Consider the following 17,177-nt stretch of genomic DNA (forward strand, 5'->3'; position numbering starts at 1 on the left):
TGATAAGCACTTCTACTGACACCGATTGGATTTGATCTACTTTTGCCGCCCCAAGCCGATGCGTCTGTTTCTATCGTTACCGATCCGAAGACGTATTCGTCATCTTTCACATGCCTGAGCCGTTGAGATTTCTATTGCCTGGTTGACACGATGACTGTTGCTCTGCTTCAAACCGCCTGGTTGGTTCCTTTCTATCCCTTGCTGGCGGCCCTTTTGTCGCTGGCCTGGTCGCCGGGGTTGATCTCCCGCACCGGCCCGCGCCCCTGCGGCTACCTCAACTTGGCCATGGTGGCCGTGGCCTTCAGCCACAGCTTGCTAGCGCTAACGGCCTTGCACACCAATGCCGCTGCTGGGGCCCAGGCCCTCTATAGGCCCGTGAGCTTCAGCTGGACCTGGCTCGAGACGGCAGGGCTAAGGGTCGGCTTCGACGGGCTGGTGACCGAGCCAGTGCTGATCGCCATGACCGTGATCACCGGGTTGCACCTGCTGGTTCAGATCTACGCCATCGGCTACATGGAAATGGACTGGGGTTGGCCCCGCTTCTTTGGCTGCCTGAGCTTCTTTGAGGCGGGCCTGTGTGGTCTGGTGCTCACAGATTCGGTGTTTTTCAGCTATGTAATTCTCGAGTTGCTAACCCTGGGCACCTACCTGATCGTGGGCACCTGGTACAACCAACCCCTGGTGGTGAAAGGGGCTCGAGACGCCTTTCTCACCAAGCGCATCGGCGACCTGATCTTGTTAGCGGGGGTAATTGCCCTGTTGCCGGTGAGCGGCACCTGGAATTTTCATGGCCTGCAGGGATGGGCCGCCGATCTCACCAACAACGGCCAACCCCTGCCGGCTGGATTCACGTTGATCCTGCTAGCCCTGATCGCCGGCCCCATGGGCAAGTGCGCCCAAATTCCTCTGCACCTCTGGCTGGATGAGGCCATGGAGAGCCCCCTGCCCTCCACCGTGCTGCGCAATTCGGTAGTGGTGGTTGGTGGCGCCTGGGTGCTGCTGCGCCTGGAACCCCTCATCGAACTCAGCCCGCTGGTGCAGGCCGTGCTGGTTGCCGTTGGCGGCACCACGGCGGTGGTGGCCTCGCTGATTGCCCTGGCTCAGGTGGATGTCAAGCGAGCCCTCTCCTTCTTGGTGAGCAGCTGGCTTGGTTTGCTGTTTGTGGCGGTGGGTTTGGGTGGCACAGCGGTGGCCGATCACCTGCTGCTCGTTTACCCGCTGCCGATGGCCCTGATCCTGATGGCCATTGGCACCATCGTGATCAGCAACGTGACCCAGGACCTCACCCAGCTGGGTGGGCTTTGGAGCCGGCGGCCGCTGATGGGCCTGGCCTTCCTCACCGGGGCTGCTGGCCTGATGGGATTACCTCCCTTCGCCAGTTTTGCCGCCTTGCGCGAGCTGCTCGCTCTCACCGCAGCCAGCGGCCACCCCTGGTTGCTGGGCGGCTTGGTGCTGCTCACCAATTGCCTGATCAGCGCAGGCTTGATTCGTGTATTCGGCCAAATCTGGGGCGGTCGCCCCACACCCTTCACCCAGCGCTCCGCCGAGGTGTTGTGGTTGATGGTGTTGCCCACCACCGTGTTGATGGGTATGGAGCTGCACCTGCCTCAATTGTTGGTGCGCAATGGCGTCTTCAGCCTCACTCCCCTGCCCGGTTGGGGGCCGCTGGCCTGGCCTCTGCTGGTATCGACCCTGGTGGGAGGGGGCTTCTCCGCTGCCTTCTACCTGCGGCCCCACGGCCTGGCCCGGCTGCCCCAGGCCCTATCAGGCCTGCAGGAGTGGCTCGCCCACGACATGCAAACCGAGCGCTTTTATCACCGCACCGTGGTGGCCCTGGTGCTGGCTCTAGCCCGCTTTGGCGCCTGGAGTGATAGCCGCCTGGTGGATGGTTTCAGCGGTGGCACCGGGGCCGCAGCCATGGCTGGAGCCCGCCGGCTAAGCCTCACCACCTCCGGCCGCTCCCAGGCTTACGCCCTCAGCCTGGTGCTGGGGGTGCTGCTGATGGCTGCCTGGCTGCTGGCCAGCCCCGCACCCTTACCCCTGCCCTTGCTGCCGTGAACTCTTCCCCGCTGCTGCTACTGCTGCTGATCCCCGGGGTTGCGGGTTTGCTGCTTTCCCGATTGCCGGAGGGGCGTCCCGCCCTGGTGCGCTCCCTGGCCGCCCTGGCCGCCCTGGCCCAATTTTTGGTTGGGGTGTACTGCTGGCTGCATACCCCCGCAGATCTCAGCCTTACCTGGTTGCCTCGTCTGGGCCTTGCCCTGGAGCTCGGTCTTGATGGCATCTCCCTGCCCCTGGTGCTGCTCACTGCGCTGCTTACTGCCATGGCGGTGTTGGCCTCTCCTGCCGACCAGGGCCGCTCGCGCCTCTACTTCTCATTAATGCTGGCCACCAACTTCGGGGTGGTGGGGGCCTTCCTCGCCCGCAATGCCTTGTTGTTTGTGCTGGCATTTGAACTGGTGTTGATCCCCACCACGCTGCTGTTGGCTATCTGGGGAGGTGAGCGACGAGCAGGAGCTGCCACGCGCTTCCTGCTTTATGGCGCCGTTTCTGGCCTCAGCCTGCTTGCTGGGGTACTGGCCTTCGGTTGGTTGGGTCAGGGCGCGGCGAGCAGAACCGTGAGCTTCAGTTTTGAGGCCCTGGCGGCAACGCCCCTCGCTCCAGCTGCCCAGGCCTGGGTGCTGGCCCTGCTGCTGCTTGCTTTTGGCCTGAAGTTGCCCGTGGTGCCGCTGCACGGTTGGCAACCTTTTAGCTACAGCCAGGCACCGGCTCCGGTGGTGATGTTGCTGGGTGGGGCCGTTTCCAAACTTGGTGCCTACGGCCTGCTGCGCTTCGGTGTGGGCTTATTGCCAGACGCGTGGACCGCTTTTTCCCCCTGGATCGCTGCTGCTGGTGCCGTTAGCGCCGTGTATGGCGCCCTTAACGCCGTTGCGGCTACAGATATGCGCCGCCTGATGGCCTACAGCTCGCTTGGCCATATGGGCTTGCTGGTATTGGCTCTGGCTGCCGCCACCCCCTTGAGCCTGCAGGGGGTGATGGCTCAGGTGCTTGCTCACGGCTCAATAGTGGCCCTGCTATTTGCCTGCGTTGAGCTAATCCAGCGCAAGACCGGCACCACCGTTATTGCCGAGCTATCCGGCCTGCTCAATCCGATTCGGGGCCTGCCCTTCACGATGGGTTTGTTGTTGCTTGCCCTGATGGCCGCCGCTGGCATTCCTGGACTGGCTGGCTTCCCTGCAGAACTTCTGGTGTTTGAAGGCAGCTGGACCGTCTTTCCCAGGGCAACCTTGGTGTGCCTGGTGGCCTCTGGTTTTACTGCTGTTTATGCGGTGCGGCTATTCAATCGGGTTGGTTTTGGCCGGCTCGATAATTCCCGAGCTGACTGGCAGGGCACCAGCCTGGGCGAGAGATTGCCGGCTGTTGTGCTCACCCTGCTGGTGCTGCTCACCGGCCTATGGCCCCTAGGACTCACCGGCTGGAGTGAAACCGCCACCGCTGCCCTTGCCCTCCGCACCCAACTGCCCGTATGACACCCATCGTTTCGACCCCGGGTGTCCGCACACCCCTGATTCCTCCCTCAACCCATCCCTACGCAGAGGTGATCCACCGGCTTGAGGCGGGAGGATCAATGCTGCCTGATACCCCCGAGAACCTGCAGCAGATCATCGGTATCTATAAGGCCTACGCCGTGCCGATGGATTTTTATTGGCGCGATCTTTTATATATCGCTGAGCGGGTATTTCTCAATCCGCTTCCCGCATTTAAGTATTTTATTTCTAAGGAGTATCTCGATCTCCCCAATAGCTACGCCGGTGATCAATCCAAGCTGCGTATCTGGCGCGGCGGTGAAAAGGCCCATCCGGAGCTACTGGAGTTTATGGAGCGGGGTGAGACCCGCCGCATGCCCAAGCTGCTGCATCACCTTTGGCACGACCGGGTGAACATGGAATTCGCCGAGGCCTGCATGCAGGCCATGTTCTGGCACCAGGGCATGGGCGGCCGCTTCAACGACTTCCTGGAGAGCGATGTCTATAAGGCCAATGCGGATCGGGCGATCAAGGCCTACTTCAATGGCAATTTGGTGATGCTGGGGCTCTATAAGCTGTTCCCGGATATGTTTATGGAGCAGGTCAAGCAACTCTCCTTCTACGCCAACCTCGGCCTGTTTTGGGAGGTGATGGCACCGGTGTTCTTCGAGATGAGCGACCTCTACGACGAGGGGAAGCTCACCTCCGTTCCCGAGGCGATGGACTTCCTCGTCAACGGCATCTTCGCGGTGGCGGGGCGGCCGATCTACCACCATGTGTTCATCCGGGGCGAGTGCTTCGAGATCATTCCCAAGAGCGAGGGCTTCACCTGGCTCTATGAGGCTGCGTTGCCCTATGTGGAGGCGGTGTTTTACCGCACCTCACCGTTCCGCGGTACCAAGAGCTACAACGCCCAGGCCTATCAGGTGCCTGCCGATCAAGCCGACTTCCACTACGGCATCCTCTACGCCGATGTGTTCCCGGTGGGATCCGCCGGCATTCCACCCACCCTGCTGATGCAGGATATGCTTCATTTCCTGCCCCCCTATCTGCAGGAGCTCTACAAGCAGCATCGCCGCGGCGAAGAAGATCAACTGATCCAGTTGGGCATCACCTTCCAGCGCTCGATGTACAACGTCACCTCGGCGGTGATTCAGGCCCTGCGCTGTGCCCTGCTCTATCCCTTAGACGACACCGACCCGAAGCATCTTGCGGCCAACCGTCGCTTCTTTGAGGCCCAGATGGATCGCTTCCTGCGGCCCGAAGCGCGGCTTGCCGACATTCAAACCCAGGACTACCGCTAGGAGAGCTGCCATGGCCACGATTCTGGAAACCGCCCTCGCTGCCGGTTGCTTCAACACCCTGCTGGCGGCCGTCGATGCTGCCGGCCTGCGCGGCGCCCTGGAGGGCCCGGGCCCCTTCACGGTGTTCGCGCCGGTGGATGACGCCTTTGCGGCCCTGCCTCCCGGCACGGTGCAAACGTTGGTAGACAACCCACCCCAGTTGGCCCGGATCCTCAAATACCACGTGCTGGCTGGCGCCCATGGCCGCACCGACCTGGTGGCTCAGTCGGAGTGGCCGAGCCTGGAGGGGGCTCCGATCCCGATCCGTTGCAGCGAGCCGTTTGAGGTGAAAAACGCCACAGTGGTAACCGCAGACATTGCCTGCGACAACGGCATTGTGCACGTGATTGATCGCGTGATCCTGCCGGGCTGATCCACCTTCGCCACCCTCGCCCCGCTGGCTCCCTTGGGTTCCTCCCTGCTCACCACCCTGCTGTTGTTGTTGGTGGGTGCCCTGCTGGCCCGGTTGACGGCCACCCGGCTCGTCCGCTGGGCGGTGCCGGCGATCGTTCTGGAGCTGGGAGTGGGCTTTGCCCTGGGCAACACCGTGCTGCCATTCGAGCAGATCCGCTCCCTCTCCGGTCTGCTGGAGCTGGGGGTGCTCACTCTGTTTTTTCAGGTGGGTCTGGAGGTTCGCGGCGGCTTGTTGGGCTCCCGGCCGGCGGCAGTGCTGCGCACGGTGTTGCTCTCGGCGCTGACGCCGCTGCTGGCCTGGTGGCCGCTGCAGCAGGGCTTCGGTCTCTCCACGGCCACCACCTTGCTTTGTGTGGCCGTGCTCAGTGCCACCGGCACCGGGGTGACCCTGCGGGCCCTCCGCCAGCTCGGTGCCTTGAAAACCCCCTCCGGTCGCCTGCTGGTGGGTGTTTCGGTGCTAGACGATCTGCCTGCCATCGCCCTACTCACCGGCTCCATGCTCTTGGCGGGGGCCGGTAAGGGTGGTAGTACCGGTTTGGCCGGGTCAGGTTGGCTGGTGCTGCTCGGCCCGGTCCTGGCCCTGCTGAGCGTGCCGCTGTCGAGCTGGTGGTTGCGGCGCCACGGGCCCTGGCAGCCGGGGCCCCTAGGAATGTTGCTGCTGTTGATCGGCTGCAGCTGGATCGGTGAGGTCACCGGGGTGACCAGCCTGCTTGGGGCGCTCTGGGGTGGGGTGCTGTTCAATCGCCTGGCGCCGATGGGGGAAGGGAGCACCGAGGCCCGCGAGCTGCGGGGCAACCTGGCCCTGCTGTCGGAGGTGTTTCTGCCCCTCTATTTCCTAGGGGTGGGGATGCGCATCCAGGCGGGCACCCTGCTGCAGCCCTCGGCCTGGTGGCTGGCCCTGGTGCTGTTGCTGCTGGCGATTGGCTGCAAGTTGATCTGCGGGCTTGGCATCAGCGGCCGGGATCAGGCGGCCGGGGTGGATCGCTGGGTGGTGGTGTTTGGCCTTATCCCCCGGGGCCTGCCTGGTCTGGTGTTTGCCTCCACGGCCCTGGCCAGTGGGGTAATCACCGCCGCCCAGTTCTCCGCCCTGGTGCTCATGGTGAGTGGTACCACCGTGCTGGGCCTGCTGTTGCTGGGCCGGCGTCTGTCGACCCTGCAGGCTGGATAGCTAGGGGGTTCAGACCGGCATCAGCGCGTCCATTGCCTGCTTCACCACTGCGTAGCAGCGATCTAGCTGGTCTTCGTTGATGCCCAGGGGCGGCAGCAGATACACCACGTTGCCAAGGGGGCGTAGGTACACGCCCTGTTGTAGGCAGTGGCGCTGGATCTGCTTGCCCACGGGATTGAGGTAGCTGGCTTCGCCGGCGTCCACATCCCAGGCCGCCATGGTGCCGACGCAGCGGGGGCGCCGCACCAGCGGGTGTCGGGACAGAACTTCCAGCAGGGGCGTGTGGCGCACCTCGAACTGCTGGAAGCGCTCGGGGTTGGCCTGGAGCAGATCCAGGCTGGCCAGGGCCGCTGCACATCCCAGGGGATTGGCGGTGAAGCTGTGGCCGTGGAAGAAGGTGGCCTCCGGCCGTTCGCTGATGAACCCCTGGTAGAGGCGCTCGCTGGCCATCGTTGCCCCCATTGGCAGGAAGCCACCGGTGAGGCCTTTGGAGAGGGCCATCAGGTCGGGCTGAATACCGGCCCGCCGGCAGGCGAACAGGTCGCCGGTGCGGCCGAAGCCTGTGAACACCTCATCGGCAATCAGCAGGGCTCCGGCAGCCTGGACCCGCTCGGCCACCGCCCGCAAGAAGGCCGGCCGCACCACCCGCATGCCGCTGGCCCCCTGGATCAAGGGTTCGAGGATCACTGCCGCGGTGGGCGTCTCTAGGGCCTGTTCCAGCTGGCGAAGGGCGACCTGTTCTCTTTGCTCCACCGCGTCGTCGCCCCAGTGGCTGTGGGGCCAGGCCACCCGGGCTACGGCAAATAGCAGCGGCTCGTAGGGGTCGGTGAACAGAGAGCGCTCCCCCAGAGCCATCGCTCCGAAGGTGTCGCCGTGGTAGGCCCCCTCAAAGGCGATCACCTGGCGGCGTTCGCTGCCCTGGTTGCGCCACCACTGCCAGGCGATCTTGAGGGCCACTTCCACGGCGGTGGAGCCGTTGTCGGAGAAGAACAGCCGCTCGAGGCCCGTGAGCGCACTGAGTCGGGTGGCGAGCTGCTCGGCGGGTTCGTGGCTGAAGTTGGAGAAGATCACCTGCTCCAACTGCTGGGCCTGACGGGCGATAGCCGCCGCAATGGCTGGCTCGGCGTGGCCGTGCAGGGTGACCCACCAGCTGCTGATCGCATCAATCAGGCGGCGGCCATCGCTGAGCTCCAGCTCACTGCCCCGGGCCGCGCGCACTTGCAGCGGCTCTGGGCTGCTGGCCACCTGGGTGGTGGGGTGCCAGAGGTGGGGGTGCCAGGTCACAGGGTCAGGCTTCAAGGTGATCAATGAAGCGCACCGAAAGTCGCCGGATCGAGGCATTGGCTCGTCTCTCCCGCCCACGGGCCGTGTCTCGTGTGTCGCCCATCTGCCGGGCCGTGGAGCTCACGCTCAAAGGTTCGCCTGCTGCGATTCCGCAGCGCAATCGCAGCAGCTCGGCTTCCTGTTCTGGCAGTTCATCGAGCAGCTGAAGCCGCCAGGGCATTGTTGATGGCGTCGCGAATCAACCAGGTGGCGTAGGTGGAAAAACGGTAGCCCCGGCTGGGATCGAATCGTTCAGGTGGGGCGACCACGCCGAGATGGACTCTCCGCAGCTGATCCGCAGCCCTGCCCGTGGTGCAATCCCTGAGGAATGTCAGCCGTTGCTGGAGTGACCCGGTGCCCATTGCTGGATCAGCTGTTCGAGGCGTACCAGCTGGTAGCGGGTCTGCTCGTTGGGCTGATGGATGTAGGCGCTGCGCAGGTGATCCAGCTCGGCGTCGAGCGAGAGCAGCACGGGGTGGTTCTCGTTCACGGAGCAAATCCAGGACCTACCAGCAAATGCTAAGCCTTTATTAAATTTCGGGGATGGCCGGTCAGGCCCCGATTGGCTCAGGCTCCGATTGGCAGTGGGCCGTCCCGGTCGGAGCGGAAGGTGAGAGGCATGGATGGCACATGCCGCTGAATCAACTCCAGCAGCAGCTTGAAAACCTCGCGGGTGTGGGGGGCGGTAGTGCCCATGGCTTCGCGACTCAGGAGCACCAGCTCCAGCACCTTGCCATCTGCTTTTGATTGCACATCGGCGAAAAGCTGCATGCGCTGGGTTTCACCGCCGCCGCGGATCATGGCGCTGAGGTGGGCTGGTGTGCGGTGCTCGATCTCCGCTCTGAGCCCCTCTAGTACAGGCTGGAGGGCCTCCAGCATGGCGGCGGCGTCGAGCGGCACGCCGGGTTTGAGCACCACTAAAAATCGCGCCACGGCCACTCCCTTATCAATTCACGCTACCTGTTGCAGCCTGCCCAGCTGGTTGGTCCGGATCCAGAGGTAATCCCTGCATGGCCAGGGTGAGGCGCCGGGCCAGCAGCAGCACCGGGTAAAGGCGCTTTGCTCTTCCCGGTGTGGCGAGGAGCGGGCCGAGCAGCTGCAGCAGGGTGGCGCTGGGCTCCAGCCGGCTGCAAATCCACTGAATCGCCTCGGCTCCATGCAGCACCCGGCCCTCTGCCAACACCACGGCACCCCGGCTCAGGTCCCAGCCCTGCTGCCGCAGCTGCCGCCGCAGTTCGTGGTCGCTGCGGCCATCGCGGATCGCCAAGTTCGGGATGCCACTGCGCAGTTCCACCAGCTCAGCGAAATGGCGGCAGAAGGGACAGCCGCCGTCAAACACCAGTACCGGATGGTCAAGTGCCGTCATCGGCTGCAGCCTTGGAGATCGCTGTCATCCTGAAGGCCTAGCGGTTTAGTTGTTGTGTATGCCCAGCTCGGGCCCGGAATCCATCGCCGTGGTCGGGGCCGGGGTATCGGGCTGCGCTTTCGTTGCCCAGCTGCGCCGCTTGGGTTACACCGGAGCCCTCAGCCTTTGGGAGACAGGGCGAGGCCCGGGCGGACGGGCCAGCACCCGGCGCTCCCGCCAGGATCATGGGCTGCGCATCGATCACGGCGCGCCCCTGCTCAACATCACCGGCGCAACGGAGCCGCTGTTGTTGCAGCCCCTGCTGGCGGGGGGCTGGATTGAGCCTTGGCCTGGTTTGATCGCCCAGCTCCAGGGGGAAGCGACCCTGCGGCCAGGCCAGGCTGATGCCCTGGGGCTCGGCCAGCTCTACCGGGGTCGGGGTGGCATGGATCATCTCTGCAAAGGACTCTTGAGCCTGGCCGGCGAGGCTGGCGAAGCGTGGCAGCCCCACTACGGCACCCTGGTGCGCCACCTCGATTGGAAGGATGGTCTCTGGCAGCTGCTGGATCGGGAGGGGGAGTTACTGGGGCAGGCCCATTGGCTTGTGCTGAGCAGCACCCTGCTGGCCCATCCGCGCAGCAGGCAGATCTTTGGCTGGGAGGAGGTACCCCTCAAGCAGGCCGCAGAACGGCTGGGCGACCTCCGGCTGGAGCATGCCCTCACTGTGATCGCCGGCATCCGCGCTGAGGCCCGCAGCAATCTGCTGGTGCTGCTTGAGGCAGCCGCGGCAGGACCTTGGGCCAGTCTTCCTTTCAGCCTGCTCCATTTCGATGCGGCAGCCCAGCAGCGCTGGGGGCTGCAGCGGATCACCGTTCAGCCCTTGTCCGACGGTCGCTGCGCCGTGGTGGCCCATTCCAGCCACTCCTTTGCCGCCGATCACCTTGATGTCTATGGCACCCATTCCGCCGTGGCACGCATGCTTCAGCTGCCCCCCGATGAGGGCCGCGAAGATACGGTGATCGCTGCCCTCACCACCGCTCTTGAGCAGGTGATGGCCCCCTGGTTGCCTGGCCTAAACCTTGCCACGGCTGATCGCCAGCTGATGCGCTGGGGTGCCGCTTTTCCCCTGGCGCCCGGGCTGCCCTCCGAACTCAGTTGCTGCCCAAGCAGCCGGGTGGGATTCTGCGGCGACTTCATTGCGGGGGTGGGATTTGGGCGGATTGAGGGTGCCCTGCGCAGCGGCGAACAGCTGGCCCACGAGCTTTGTGCACTTGCCTAAAGCTCGGTGCTGCCGATCATTGCGATAGGTGCAGCCTTGCTACAGATCGCCCAAACGGTGTTGATTGCGATTGCAGTCATTGCTGCGGTGGGGCTATCAGTTGGGGGGTGAGACGTCTTGGATGTCTTGCAGGTGATCACCTTCCCGGACTGCGATGCGGCCCCTTTCACCACAAGCGGCACTCAGCAGTGCTGTTCACGGCCCGCCGCGCCGCTGCCGCTGCCTTCCTGTGGTTCCTGCCCAGCAACTTGAAGTGGTAACTCGGGCTGCCCACTACTTCGCCCATCATTTTTCCGAGCAGATCGAGCTGGAGGTGGTGGCTGATTCGATCGGGGTGAGTGCTGAGTGGCTCGATCTCTGCTTTGACCACTGCCGCGGTAAGACACCGTTTCAGACGCTCCAGCACATTCGACTCAGCCGGCTATTTGAGGGCATCGCAGCCCAACCGCAAACCACCCTTGAGCAGCAGGTGCACCGCTGTGGCCTGGCTTCGGTGATGGCAGCCAATCGGCTGTTTGAGGAGTTGTTCGGCATTGGCCTTGCACCCTTTCGTCGGGTTTGTCGTCGAGCCGAGGCTGATCGCTTGCTACGACAGCGGAGCTGCTGAATCCTGGGACCTTCCGCCTCCATATGGATTGTGCTGGCCAGTGGCTGGGGGCTGGTTTCTTGCCTTGGTCTGGCGGTGATGCTGGTCCTACTGGAGCGCAGCTTCAATGCGGCACCAGCTCTACAACCAGCTGCATCAGGAAGCTCCCTTGCCCCTACCTCCTGCACCGTGGTGGTGCCGGCTTACAACGAAGCGGACAACATCAGCGACTGCGTGCGGGCAATCCTCGCCAGCGAGGCGCCATGTGAGCACTGGTCACTGCTGGTGGTCGATGACGACTCAAGCGACACCACTGCGGCCCTAGCCCTGCAGGCGGGCGCAGGCGATCCACGCTTTGGCCTGCTGTCGGCGGGTGCCCGTCCCCCGGCAGAGCGCTGGGTGGGTAAAAACTGGGCCTGTTTTCGTGCCAGCAGCGAGCTCGAAAGCGACTGGTTGGTTTTCATCGATGCGGATGTGCGCGTCGCTCCGGGAGCGCTGCGGGCCGCCTTGACAGACGCGATTGCCCAAGGGGCAGATTTGCTCACCCTGGCGCCGCGACTCACCTGTGGCTGCCTGGCCGAGTGGCTGGTGCAGCCGATCATCGCCAGCTTGCTGGGACTGGGTTTTCCAATTGAGCGCGCTAATGATCCCCGCCATCCCCTGGCCTTTGCGGCGGGTCCGTTTCTGCTCTTCCGCAGCCAGGCCTACAGAGCCATTGGCGGCCACGCTGCCGTGGCCGGCGAGGTGGTGGAGGATCTTGCCCTGGCTCGGGCGATCAAAGGCCAGGGCTTCAGGCTGCGCTATCTGCTGGGGCTCGACTGGTTGACCCTGCGCATGTACCGATACTTGGCCTCTCTCTGGGAAGGCTGGACCAAAAACTGGCTGCTGGGCCTCGATGGTGATGTGGCGAAGGCCTTGGCGGCTGGTGCGGTGGTGGTGCAGCTCTACGCCATTCCCTGGTTGTTGCTGCCCCCAGCCCTTCTGTTGGCCTGGCGATCGCCCCTGCCCCTGTCCTGGTTGCCGGCCCTGGCGGCCCTGCTGGCCATCGCGCTGCAATTGGCGATCCGGCTCTGGAGTCGTCGCCATTTCGGCACTCCCCTCAACTGGTGGTGGTTGGCGGGTCTGGGTGGGCTGTTGATCGGCGCCATGGCCCCGGTGTCGGTGATCAAGACCCTCAGCGGCCGGGGCTGGACCTGGCGGGGTCGCTCCTTGCACATGTAGCAATAGCCCCATACGTTGAGTGCCCACCGCCAGCGGGGTTTCCCCAGGCATGCCCAGCCCATTCAACGAATGGATGCCCGAAGTGGTGGTGTTTCACCCCACCCGCTTCGAGGAGGCGCAGTGGATCGTGCACCACCTGCGCGAGCGCAAGACCGTGCTGGTGCACGCCGGGGCGATGGAGCGCAGCGAGGCCCAGCGGTTGATTGATTTCGTGGCGGGTGGTGTCAGCGCTATCGATGGACAGGCCGAATGCCTCGACGAGCTCACCTTCGTTTTCGTCCCAGAGATGGTGGCCCTGCGGCGGGATCCCGCACCGCCTTGATCCAGGCTGCACCGCTCTGCCTCCTAGGCTCAAAACCATTCTGGGAGTGGGCTGAGTGCCCCGTCTACGTCGCTTTCTGTACTCCCTCGGGCCCGTCCTGACGATTGCGGCCCACCTCGGCTGCCTGCTGCTCTTTTGGACCGGTCTCAGCCTCGGTGCGGCCCTTTGGGCTTTGGGGCTCTACATGGTGCGCATGCTGGCCACCACAGCCATCTATCACCGCCTGATCACCCATTCCAGCTACAAGGCGCCCCGTCCCGTTGCCTGGATCGGTGCCTTTGTGGGGGCTTCGGCAGGTCAGATGGGCCCTAGCTGGTGGAAGGCCCACCACCAAATCCATCACCGCCACGTCGACACTTGCTCCGACCCCCACACCCCCCTTGCTCCTTCAGCGGGATGGCGGGGCCTGTGGCGCTCCCAGGTTGGTTGGTTGTTGTCTTCAAGTTTTTTCCCCACAACCCTGCCGGCCGATGTGGAGGCCGATCCGGTGTTGCGCCTGATCGACAGGCTCCATTTTGTGCCCGTGCTGCTGCTGGCCGGCCTGTCTTGGCAGCTGGGGGGGCTGCCGTGGCTGGCGGCCTTCTGCCTAAGCACAACTGTGCTCTATCACGGGGTGGCCAGCGTTAATTCCCTGGCCCATCTGCAAGGCGATCAGCCCTTCGCCACCGGAGATGCCAGCCGCAACAACCTGTTTGTGGCCGTGATCACCCTGGGCGAGGGCTGGCACAATCTTCACCACGCTTTCCAAGCTTCGGTGCGTCAGGGAATCACCCTGCGGCAAGGGCGAGTGCGTCTTTTGCCGGATCCCACCTACCGCTTTATCCGCCTGCTGGAGCGTTGCGGCTGGGCCTGGGATCTAAGGATCCCCAGTAATCACGCCCTGCTTGCCCGCGGCGCTGAGAGCTAAAAAGCCCAGGCCACAAGGCTCAACTGCAGCCAGCAACCTCCTGGAGCCAGTTTTTCCACAACCACATTCTGGTGCCGATCGTGGGCTACCAAATGGGCGAAGGTTTCTGCGTCGTCTCTGGTGTTGAAGCGAGCTGCTTGCACCTGCAGCGGCACGCTTTGCTCGCGCTCTACGGCAGCGCGTACGCGATAACGACCCGAAGCGATGGGATCAGCCATAGGCGGATTCTGAATCCAATTGCTGGAAATTGCTCCAGCCTTCAGAGTTTCAGAGCAATTGATGGCTGGGGTGAGTAAGCCAGGGTGTGTAAGCCAGTTCAGGGGCGCAGCAATTCGGCAACCAGTGGCTCCAGCGCCGCGGGATGTTGCAGCAGCTGCTGGTGGGTGCGCACGGGCAAGGGCTGCCGCGGGCCCAGCGGTAATACGGCGCGCCAACCAGGCAGCACCATCAGGTCGGCAGCGCAGTAGAAGCTGCAGCACTCCACGCCGTCTAGCCCCTCGAGATTTGTGTTGAGCTGGCGCAGCAGCGGGCTGCCCCATTTCATGTCGGCAATGCCAGCCAGCAGCCAGCTTGGCCAGGGCTGAGCGGTGAGAGTGCCCTGCTGGGGGCTACCGACGCTGATGAAGCGGCGGGTGCGCGATCGGCCGCCCTGAAGTTGGATCCAGGTACGGCCGATCACGCCACCCATTGAGAAGCCCAGCAGGTCGATTTGGGTGTGGGGACCAAAGGTTGCTTCGATTTGGCGGCCCAGCCGGTGAGCTAACTCCAGGATCGGAGTGGCACCGAGGCGATTGGGTAGGTAGGGGATAAGCAGTGGAGATCGCCGCTCATCCAGCTGGATTTTGAGGCGATCAAACAGACGTGGCGTGTCCCACAGACCGTGCACCAGCACCAAGGGAGGAAGGCTTGCCATGGGCTCAGGCTAAGAAGCTGGTTGGTTTGCATCAAAAAGCCGCCCCCGAAGGGACGGCCAATGGATCACCGGAGTGACCAGGAAATCAGCTTTTGCGAGCGGGGCTCAGTAGCGGCTGCCGCCACCGCCGTAGCCACCACCGTTGTAGCCACCGCCACCGCCGAAGTCGCGGCGACCGCCGCCACCACCGCCGCCGCCGCCACCGCCGCCGCTGCCGCGGGGCTCAGCTTTGTTGACGCGGATGGCGCGACCCATCCACTCAACATCCTGGAGATCTTCAATTGCCTTGGTCTCTTCGGCCTCGTTGGCCATTTCGACAAAGGCGAAACCGCGCTTGCGGCCAGTGTCGCGGTCGAGGGGGAGGCTGCACTTGCTCACCTGTCCGTACTGGCTGAACAGATGCTGGACATCTTCCGCTTCCGCATCGAAGGAAAGATTGCCGACGTAAATGGTCATGAACTCAGAAACTATGAATTGATCCTTCGACGGCCCAACAGAAAGTGGTCAGCTCGCTAGAGAGAAATCTTTGAATCACTTTTACCATACACGGCCGCCTAACGCTTCGGTCGAAACTGCCCCTCATAGGATGTGCCTTGCCCAGCGGTGTGATGCCAAATCATCAAACCCTGGCTAGGGATGGGGTGTTCCAAGCCTTGCATTGCCATGTCGAAAGCCCAGCTCACAGCCTTCATGGTCAAGGTTGATGCCGATACGGCCCTAAGGGCCCGGGTTGATGCCGCCGACAGTGTCGACGCGGTCGTTGCGATTGCCCTGGAGCAGGGCCATGCCTTTTCTCCTGCTTCCTGGTCCCGCGCCCAGCGTCCCTGAGCGCAGTCGCGCCTGCTTAGGGCCAGGGCGTGAAGGTGGCGGGCTGGTATTTGACGATGCCGATCCGCCAGCGCCGCTGGGCCAGTTGCTTCAGGCTGGCTAGCAACTCTTCAGTTGTGCCACCGGCGATCCAGTCGGCCTTGATCAGTGGCAACCGCTCGCTCATCACTTCGAGCGGCATCTCCAACAGCAACAGGCTGTCTTCAGCAGCGGCCCGCCGCAGGGCACCCTCGTCACTGCGCTGCCACAGCCTCAGCAGCAGCTCCAGGGCAAGGGTGCGGCCTGCTTCGCCGGGTTCGCCGCCGCTGGCTTCCCTCTGGGACTTGCCGGTTAGGGGCAGGGCACGCTTGCCATCGAGTTCGACTAGGGCCAGGGCCACCAGGTATGGAGCGTCTGCCACGGAAATTTTTGTGAGTCGCCACACCATGGCGAGGGGCGCGGATTCAGTGTGGAAACTGACACGCATTAGGTCTTCTGTTGCCGTTGGCGGATGGGGCTGCCCCACAAGCATCTGCCGGGACTAAGTTTTCAGCCGTTCGCTCACAACTCCTTTCCAGGGAGCCAGCGCCATGTCGAGCATTGTTGACCAGTTGGTGACCTATCGCTCAGCTCTGGCGGAGGCCACGGAGCGGGGAGATCAGGCCGTTGCCCGCAAGATCGAGCAGCAGATCAAGGAGCTGCAGGATTTTCAGGTGCGCCATCCGGAGGAAACCGAGGCTCCAACGCCGTTTGAGGTGTTCTGTGACCTCAACCCATCGGATGTCAATTGCCTCGTCTACGACGATTGAGCCCTGGCTCAGTTGTTCGTTTTTGTTGATCTAACGGTTAGGTAGACATCACGTCCACACTTTTAAGAGCGGTGCCAAGCAGCCGGGTGAATAGGTCCAGCTGCTCCTGACTGCCCATCACAACAAGCATCTGGCCCGGGGCCAGGCGAGTGTCGCTACCGGGATTTGCCAGCAACTCCGGCCGCTGTTGGGAGTACTGGGAGCCCCGGTACTGCCTCTGCACATCGTTGGCTGCAGGCTGGGGCGGCACGATCGCCAGCACGAGGGCACCAGAGCGCGAGCCGAGCTGGAGCTCAGCCAGGGATGCCCCATTGAGGCTGCCCAGGTCGGCTGGGTCGCTACTCAGCAGAAATTCCTCCACCTCGCAACCAGAGCCAGCCAAAAGATCCATGAAGGTCACCGCCAGGGGGCGTAGGGCGGTGGCGGCCATGGTGCGGCCCCCACTGACGTACGGGCTCACCACTTGATCGGCGCCCGCTAGGCGCAGCTTGCGTTCCGCTTCTTCACTGTCGGAACGGGCTATGAGCCGGCAGTTGGGCGCCATCCCCCGGGCGCTCAGCACCACGTAGAGGTTGGATGCGTTGTTGGGCAGGGCCGCCACCAGGGCCCGGCAGCGGTGGATGCCTGCATCCAGCAGGGTTTCGTCGAGGGTGGCGTCGGCCATCAGCACGGCCAGCCCCCGCTCTTCGGCGGCCTCCCGCCGTTCCACATCCATCTCCACCACCAGCAGGGGAACGTTTTCCCTGGTGAGTTGTTCGGCGATTTCACGGCCGATGCGGCCATAGCCGCAAAGGATCACATGGTTGTGCATGGTGGATAGCCAACTGCGGAATCGGCGCTCGCGCAGGCGCCGGAAGTACCCGGATTCAGACAGACCCAGCACCGCTTGGATACTGATCTGCACCACCACCAGTCCGCCAAGTATCAGCAGGGTGGTGACGACACGCCCGCTGGCGCTAAGGGTCTGGGTGTCCCCATCACTGAACCCCAGGGTGCTGAGCGTGATCAGCACCATCCAGTAGGAATCCCCCCAGTCCCAACCCTCACTGAGGTGGTAGCCGATGGCGCCAGCATTCACCAGCATTGCCAGCGACAGGGGAGCTCGCCAGGATTTGCGCGCTCGCCGAGAGGGTGGTCGTCTGGGGACTATTGACCGGAAGGGCTTAGGCATGGGACCTGGACCCGGTGCTCCAGATCACGAATCCCAGATTATCGG

General features: G+C 63.7%; 23 protein-coding genes. 12 read left to right on the top strand and 11 right to left on the bottom strand.

The annotated features are described in order from the left end of the window. The first annotated feature begins 150 nt into the window (after nucleotides 1-150). The 5 genes from KBY83_RS04730 to KBY83_RS04750 are packed head-to-tail and all read left to right on the top strand — an operon-like array spanning nucleotide 151 to nucleotide 6,449. On the top strand, nucleotides 151-2,058 hold the full coding sequence (locus tag KBY83_RS04730; RefSeq protein WP_255018529.1) for an NAD(P)H-quinone oxidoreductase subunit F: 1,908 nt from the start codon (nucleotides 151-153) through the stop codon (nucleotides 2,056-2,058). Then, nucleotides 2,055-3,527: an NADH-quinone oxidoreductase subunit M gene (locus tag KBY83_RS04735; protein WP_255018530.1), complete on the top strand. Its 1,473-nt coding sequence runs from the start codon at nucleotides 2,055-2,057 to the stop codon at nucleotides 3,525-3,527. Before KBY83_RS04730 ends, KBY83_RS04735 begins: the two co-directional genes overlap by 4 nt. Then, entirely contained in the window at nucleotides 3,524-4,828 is a 1,305-nt protein-coding gene (locus KBY83_RS04740) for a CO2 hydration protein (protein ID WP_255018531.1), read from the top strand. The genes KBY83_RS04735 and KBY83_RS04740 overlap by 4 nt, the downstream gene beginning before the upstream one ends. 10 nt (nucleotides 4,829-4,838) lie before the next feature. Further along, the gene (locus KBY83_RS04745) at nucleotides 4,839-5,240 is read left to right on the top strand and encodes a fasciclin domain-containing protein (RefSeq protein WP_255018532.1); all 402 of its coding nucleotides are present in this window, start codon (nucleotides 4,839-4,841) and stop codon (nucleotides 5,238-5,240) included. Nucleotides 5,241-5,273: 33 nt separating this feature from the next. Next, a complete protein-coding gene (locus KBY83_RS04750; RefSeq protein ID WP_255018533.1) occupies nucleotides 5,274-6,449 on the top strand; it encodes a cation:proton antiporter in 1,176 nt (391 codons plus the stop codon). Between the two features lie 9 nt (nucleotides 6,450-6,458). Here the strand turns inward: KBY83_RS04750 and bioA are convergent, their stop codons facing one another. The 6 genes from bioA to KBY83_RS04775 all read right to left on the bottom strand — a co-directional run bounded on the left by bioA (nucleotide 6,459) and on the right by KBY83_RS04775 (nucleotide 9,138). Then, the gene (gene bioA / locus KBY83_RS04755; RefSeq protein WP_255018534.1) at nucleotides 6,459-7,733 is read right to left on the bottom strand and encodes an adenosylmethionine--8-amino-7-oxononanoate transaminase; all 1,275 of its coding nucleotides are present in this window, start codon (nucleotides 7,731-7,733) and stop codon (nucleotides 6,459-6,461) included. Between the two features lie 4 nt (nucleotides 7,734-7,737). After that, on the bottom strand, nucleotides 7,738-7,953 hold the full coding sequence (locus KBY83_RS04760) for a sigma factor-like helix-turn-helix DNA-binding protein (protein WP_255018535.1): 216 nt from the start codon (nucleotides 7,951-7,953) through the stop codon (nucleotides 7,738-7,740). After that, nucleotides 7,925-8,041 carry a sigma factor gene (locus KBY83_RS15395; protein ID WP_315858943.1) on the bottom strand — a complete coding sequence of 39 codons (117 nt, stop codon included), beginning with the start codon at nucleotides 8,039-8,041 and terminating at the stop codon, nucleotides 7,925-7,927. Before KBY83_RS15395 ends, KBY83_RS04760 begins: the two co-directional genes overlap by 29 nt. A gap of 62 nt (nucleotides 8,042-8,103) precedes the next feature. Next, entirely contained in the window at nucleotides 8,104-8,262 is a 159-nt protein-coding gene (locus KBY83_RS04765; RefSeq protein WP_254959587.1) for a hypothetical protein, read from the bottom strand. A 77-nt stretch (nucleotides 8,263-8,339) separates the two neighbouring features. Continuing rightward, nucleotides 8,340-8,705 carry a hypothetical protein gene (locus tag KBY83_RS04770; RefSeq protein ID WP_255018536.1) on the bottom strand — a complete coding sequence of 122 codons (366 nt, stop codon included), beginning with the start codon at nucleotides 8,703-8,705 and terminating at the stop codon, nucleotides 8,340-8,342. Nucleotides 8,706-8,718: 13 nt separating this feature from the next. Further along, nucleotides 8,719-9,138, bottom strand: a complete 420-nt coding sequence (locus KBY83_RS04775) for a DCC1-like thiol-disulfide oxidoreductase family protein (RefSeq protein ID WP_255018537.1) — start codon at nucleotides 9,136-9,138, stop codon at nucleotides 8,719-8,721. A 58-nt stretch (nucleotides 9,139-9,196) separates the two neighbouring features. On the opposite strand from KBY83_RS04775, the gene KBY83_RS04780 reads away from it, so the two are divergent. The 5 genes from KBY83_RS04780 (at nucleotide 9,197) to KBY83_RS04800 (ending at nucleotide 13,432) form a co-directional block, all read left to right on the top strand. Beyond that, nucleotides 9,197-10,396 carry an NAD(P)-binding protein gene (locus KBY83_RS04780; protein ID WP_255018538.1) on the top strand — a complete coding sequence of 400 codons (1,200 nt, stop codon included), beginning with the start codon at nucleotides 9,197-9,199 and terminating at the stop codon, nucleotides 10,394-10,396. Nucleotides 10,397-10,550: 154 nt separating this feature from the next. Beyond that, on the top strand, nucleotides 10,551-11,003 hold the full coding sequence (locus KBY83_RS04785; RefSeq protein WP_255018539.1) for a hypothetical protein: 453 nt from the start codon (nucleotides 10,551-10,553) through the stop codon (nucleotides 11,001-11,003). Nucleotides 11,004-11,081: 78 nt separating this feature from the next. Further along, complete coding sequence (locus KBY83_RS04790; protein WP_255018540.1) at nucleotides 11,082-12,203, top strand: glycosyltransferase family 2 protein; 1,122 nt, start codon at nucleotides 11,082-11,084, stop codon at nucleotides 12,201-12,203. A 49-nt stretch (nucleotides 12,204-12,252) separates the two neighbouring features. Next, on the top strand, nucleotides 12,253-12,525 hold the full coding sequence (locus KBY83_RS04795) for a cell division protein SepF (RefSeq protein ID WP_106501508.1): 273 nt from the start codon (nucleotides 12,253-12,255) through the stop codon (nucleotides 12,523-12,525). A gap of 55 nt (nucleotides 12,526-12,580) precedes the next feature. Further along, entirely contained in the window at nucleotides 12,581-13,432 is an 852-nt protein-coding gene (locus tag KBY83_RS04800; protein ID WP_255018541.1) for an acyl-CoA desaturase, read from the top strand. On the opposite strand, the gene KBY83_RS04805 is transcribed toward KBY83_RS04800, so the two are convergent. The 3 genes from KBY83_RS04805 to KBY83_RS04815 all read right to left on the bottom strand — a co-directional run bounded on the left by KBY83_RS04805 (nucleotide 13,429) and on the right by KBY83_RS04815 (nucleotide 14,801). Then, nucleotides 13,429-13,650 carry a hypothetical protein gene (locus tag KBY83_RS04805; RefSeq protein WP_106501510.1) on the bottom strand — a complete coding sequence of 74 codons (222 nt, stop codon included), beginning with the start codon at nucleotides 13,648-13,650 and terminating at the stop codon, nucleotides 13,429-13,431. The two genes, KBY83_RS04800 and KBY83_RS04805, sit on opposite strands and share 4 nt — an antisense overlap. A 98-nt stretch (nucleotides 13,651-13,748) precedes the next feature. Further along, nucleotides 13,749-14,345: a triacylglycerol lipase gene (locus KBY83_RS04810; RefSeq protein ID WP_255018542.1), complete on the bottom strand. Its 597-nt coding sequence runs from the start codon at nucleotides 14,343-14,345 to the stop codon at nucleotides 13,749-13,751. A gap of 105 nt (nucleotides 14,346-14,450) precedes the next feature. Then, entirely contained in the window at nucleotides 14,451-14,801 is a 351-nt protein-coding gene (locus tag KBY83_RS04815) for an RNA-binding protein (protein ID WP_255018543.1), read from the bottom strand. Nucleotides 14,802-15,008: 207 nt separating this feature from the next. Here KBY83_RS04815 and KBY83_RS04820 point away from each other — a divergent pair, with 207 nt between their 5' ends. After that, on the top strand, nucleotides 15,009-15,173 hold the full coding sequence (locus KBY83_RS04820) for a Nif11-like leader peptide family natural product precursor (protein ID WP_106501513.1): 165 nt from the start codon (nucleotides 15,009-15,011) through the stop codon (nucleotides 15,171-15,173). Nucleotides 15,174-15,189: 16 nt separating this feature from the next. Here the strand turns inward: KBY83_RS04820 and KBY83_RS04825 are convergent, their stop codons facing one another. After that, entirely contained in the window at nucleotides 15,190-15,573 is a 384-nt protein-coding gene (locus KBY83_RS04825) for a hypothetical protein (RefSeq protein WP_106501707.1), read from the bottom strand. 169 nt (nucleotides 15,574-15,742) lie between these two features. Between KBY83_RS04825 and KBY83_RS04830 the strand changes: the two genes are divergently transcribed. Continuing rightward, complete coding sequence (locus KBY83_RS04830) at nucleotides 15,743-15,961, top strand: CP12 domain-containing protein (RefSeq protein WP_106501514.1); 219 nt, start codon at nucleotides 15,743-15,745, stop codon at nucleotides 15,959-15,961. A gap of 37 nt (nucleotides 15,962-15,998) precedes the next feature. Here the strand turns inward: KBY83_RS04830 and KBY83_RS04835 are convergent, their stop codons facing one another. After that, nucleotides 15,999-17,132 carry a TrkA family potassium uptake protein gene (locus tag KBY83_RS04835; RefSeq protein WP_255018544.1) on the bottom strand — a complete coding sequence of 378 codons (1,134 nt, stop codon included), beginning with the start codon at nucleotides 17,130-17,132 and terminating at the stop codon, nucleotides 15,999-16,001. Nucleotides 17,133-17,177: the final 45 nt, after the last annotated feature.

Source organism: Cyanobium sp. WKJ7-Wakatipu (assembly GCF_024345355.1).
GTDB lineage: Bacteria > Cyanobacteriota > Cyanobacteriia > PCC-6307 > Cyanobiaceae > Cyanobium_A > Cyanobium_A usitatum.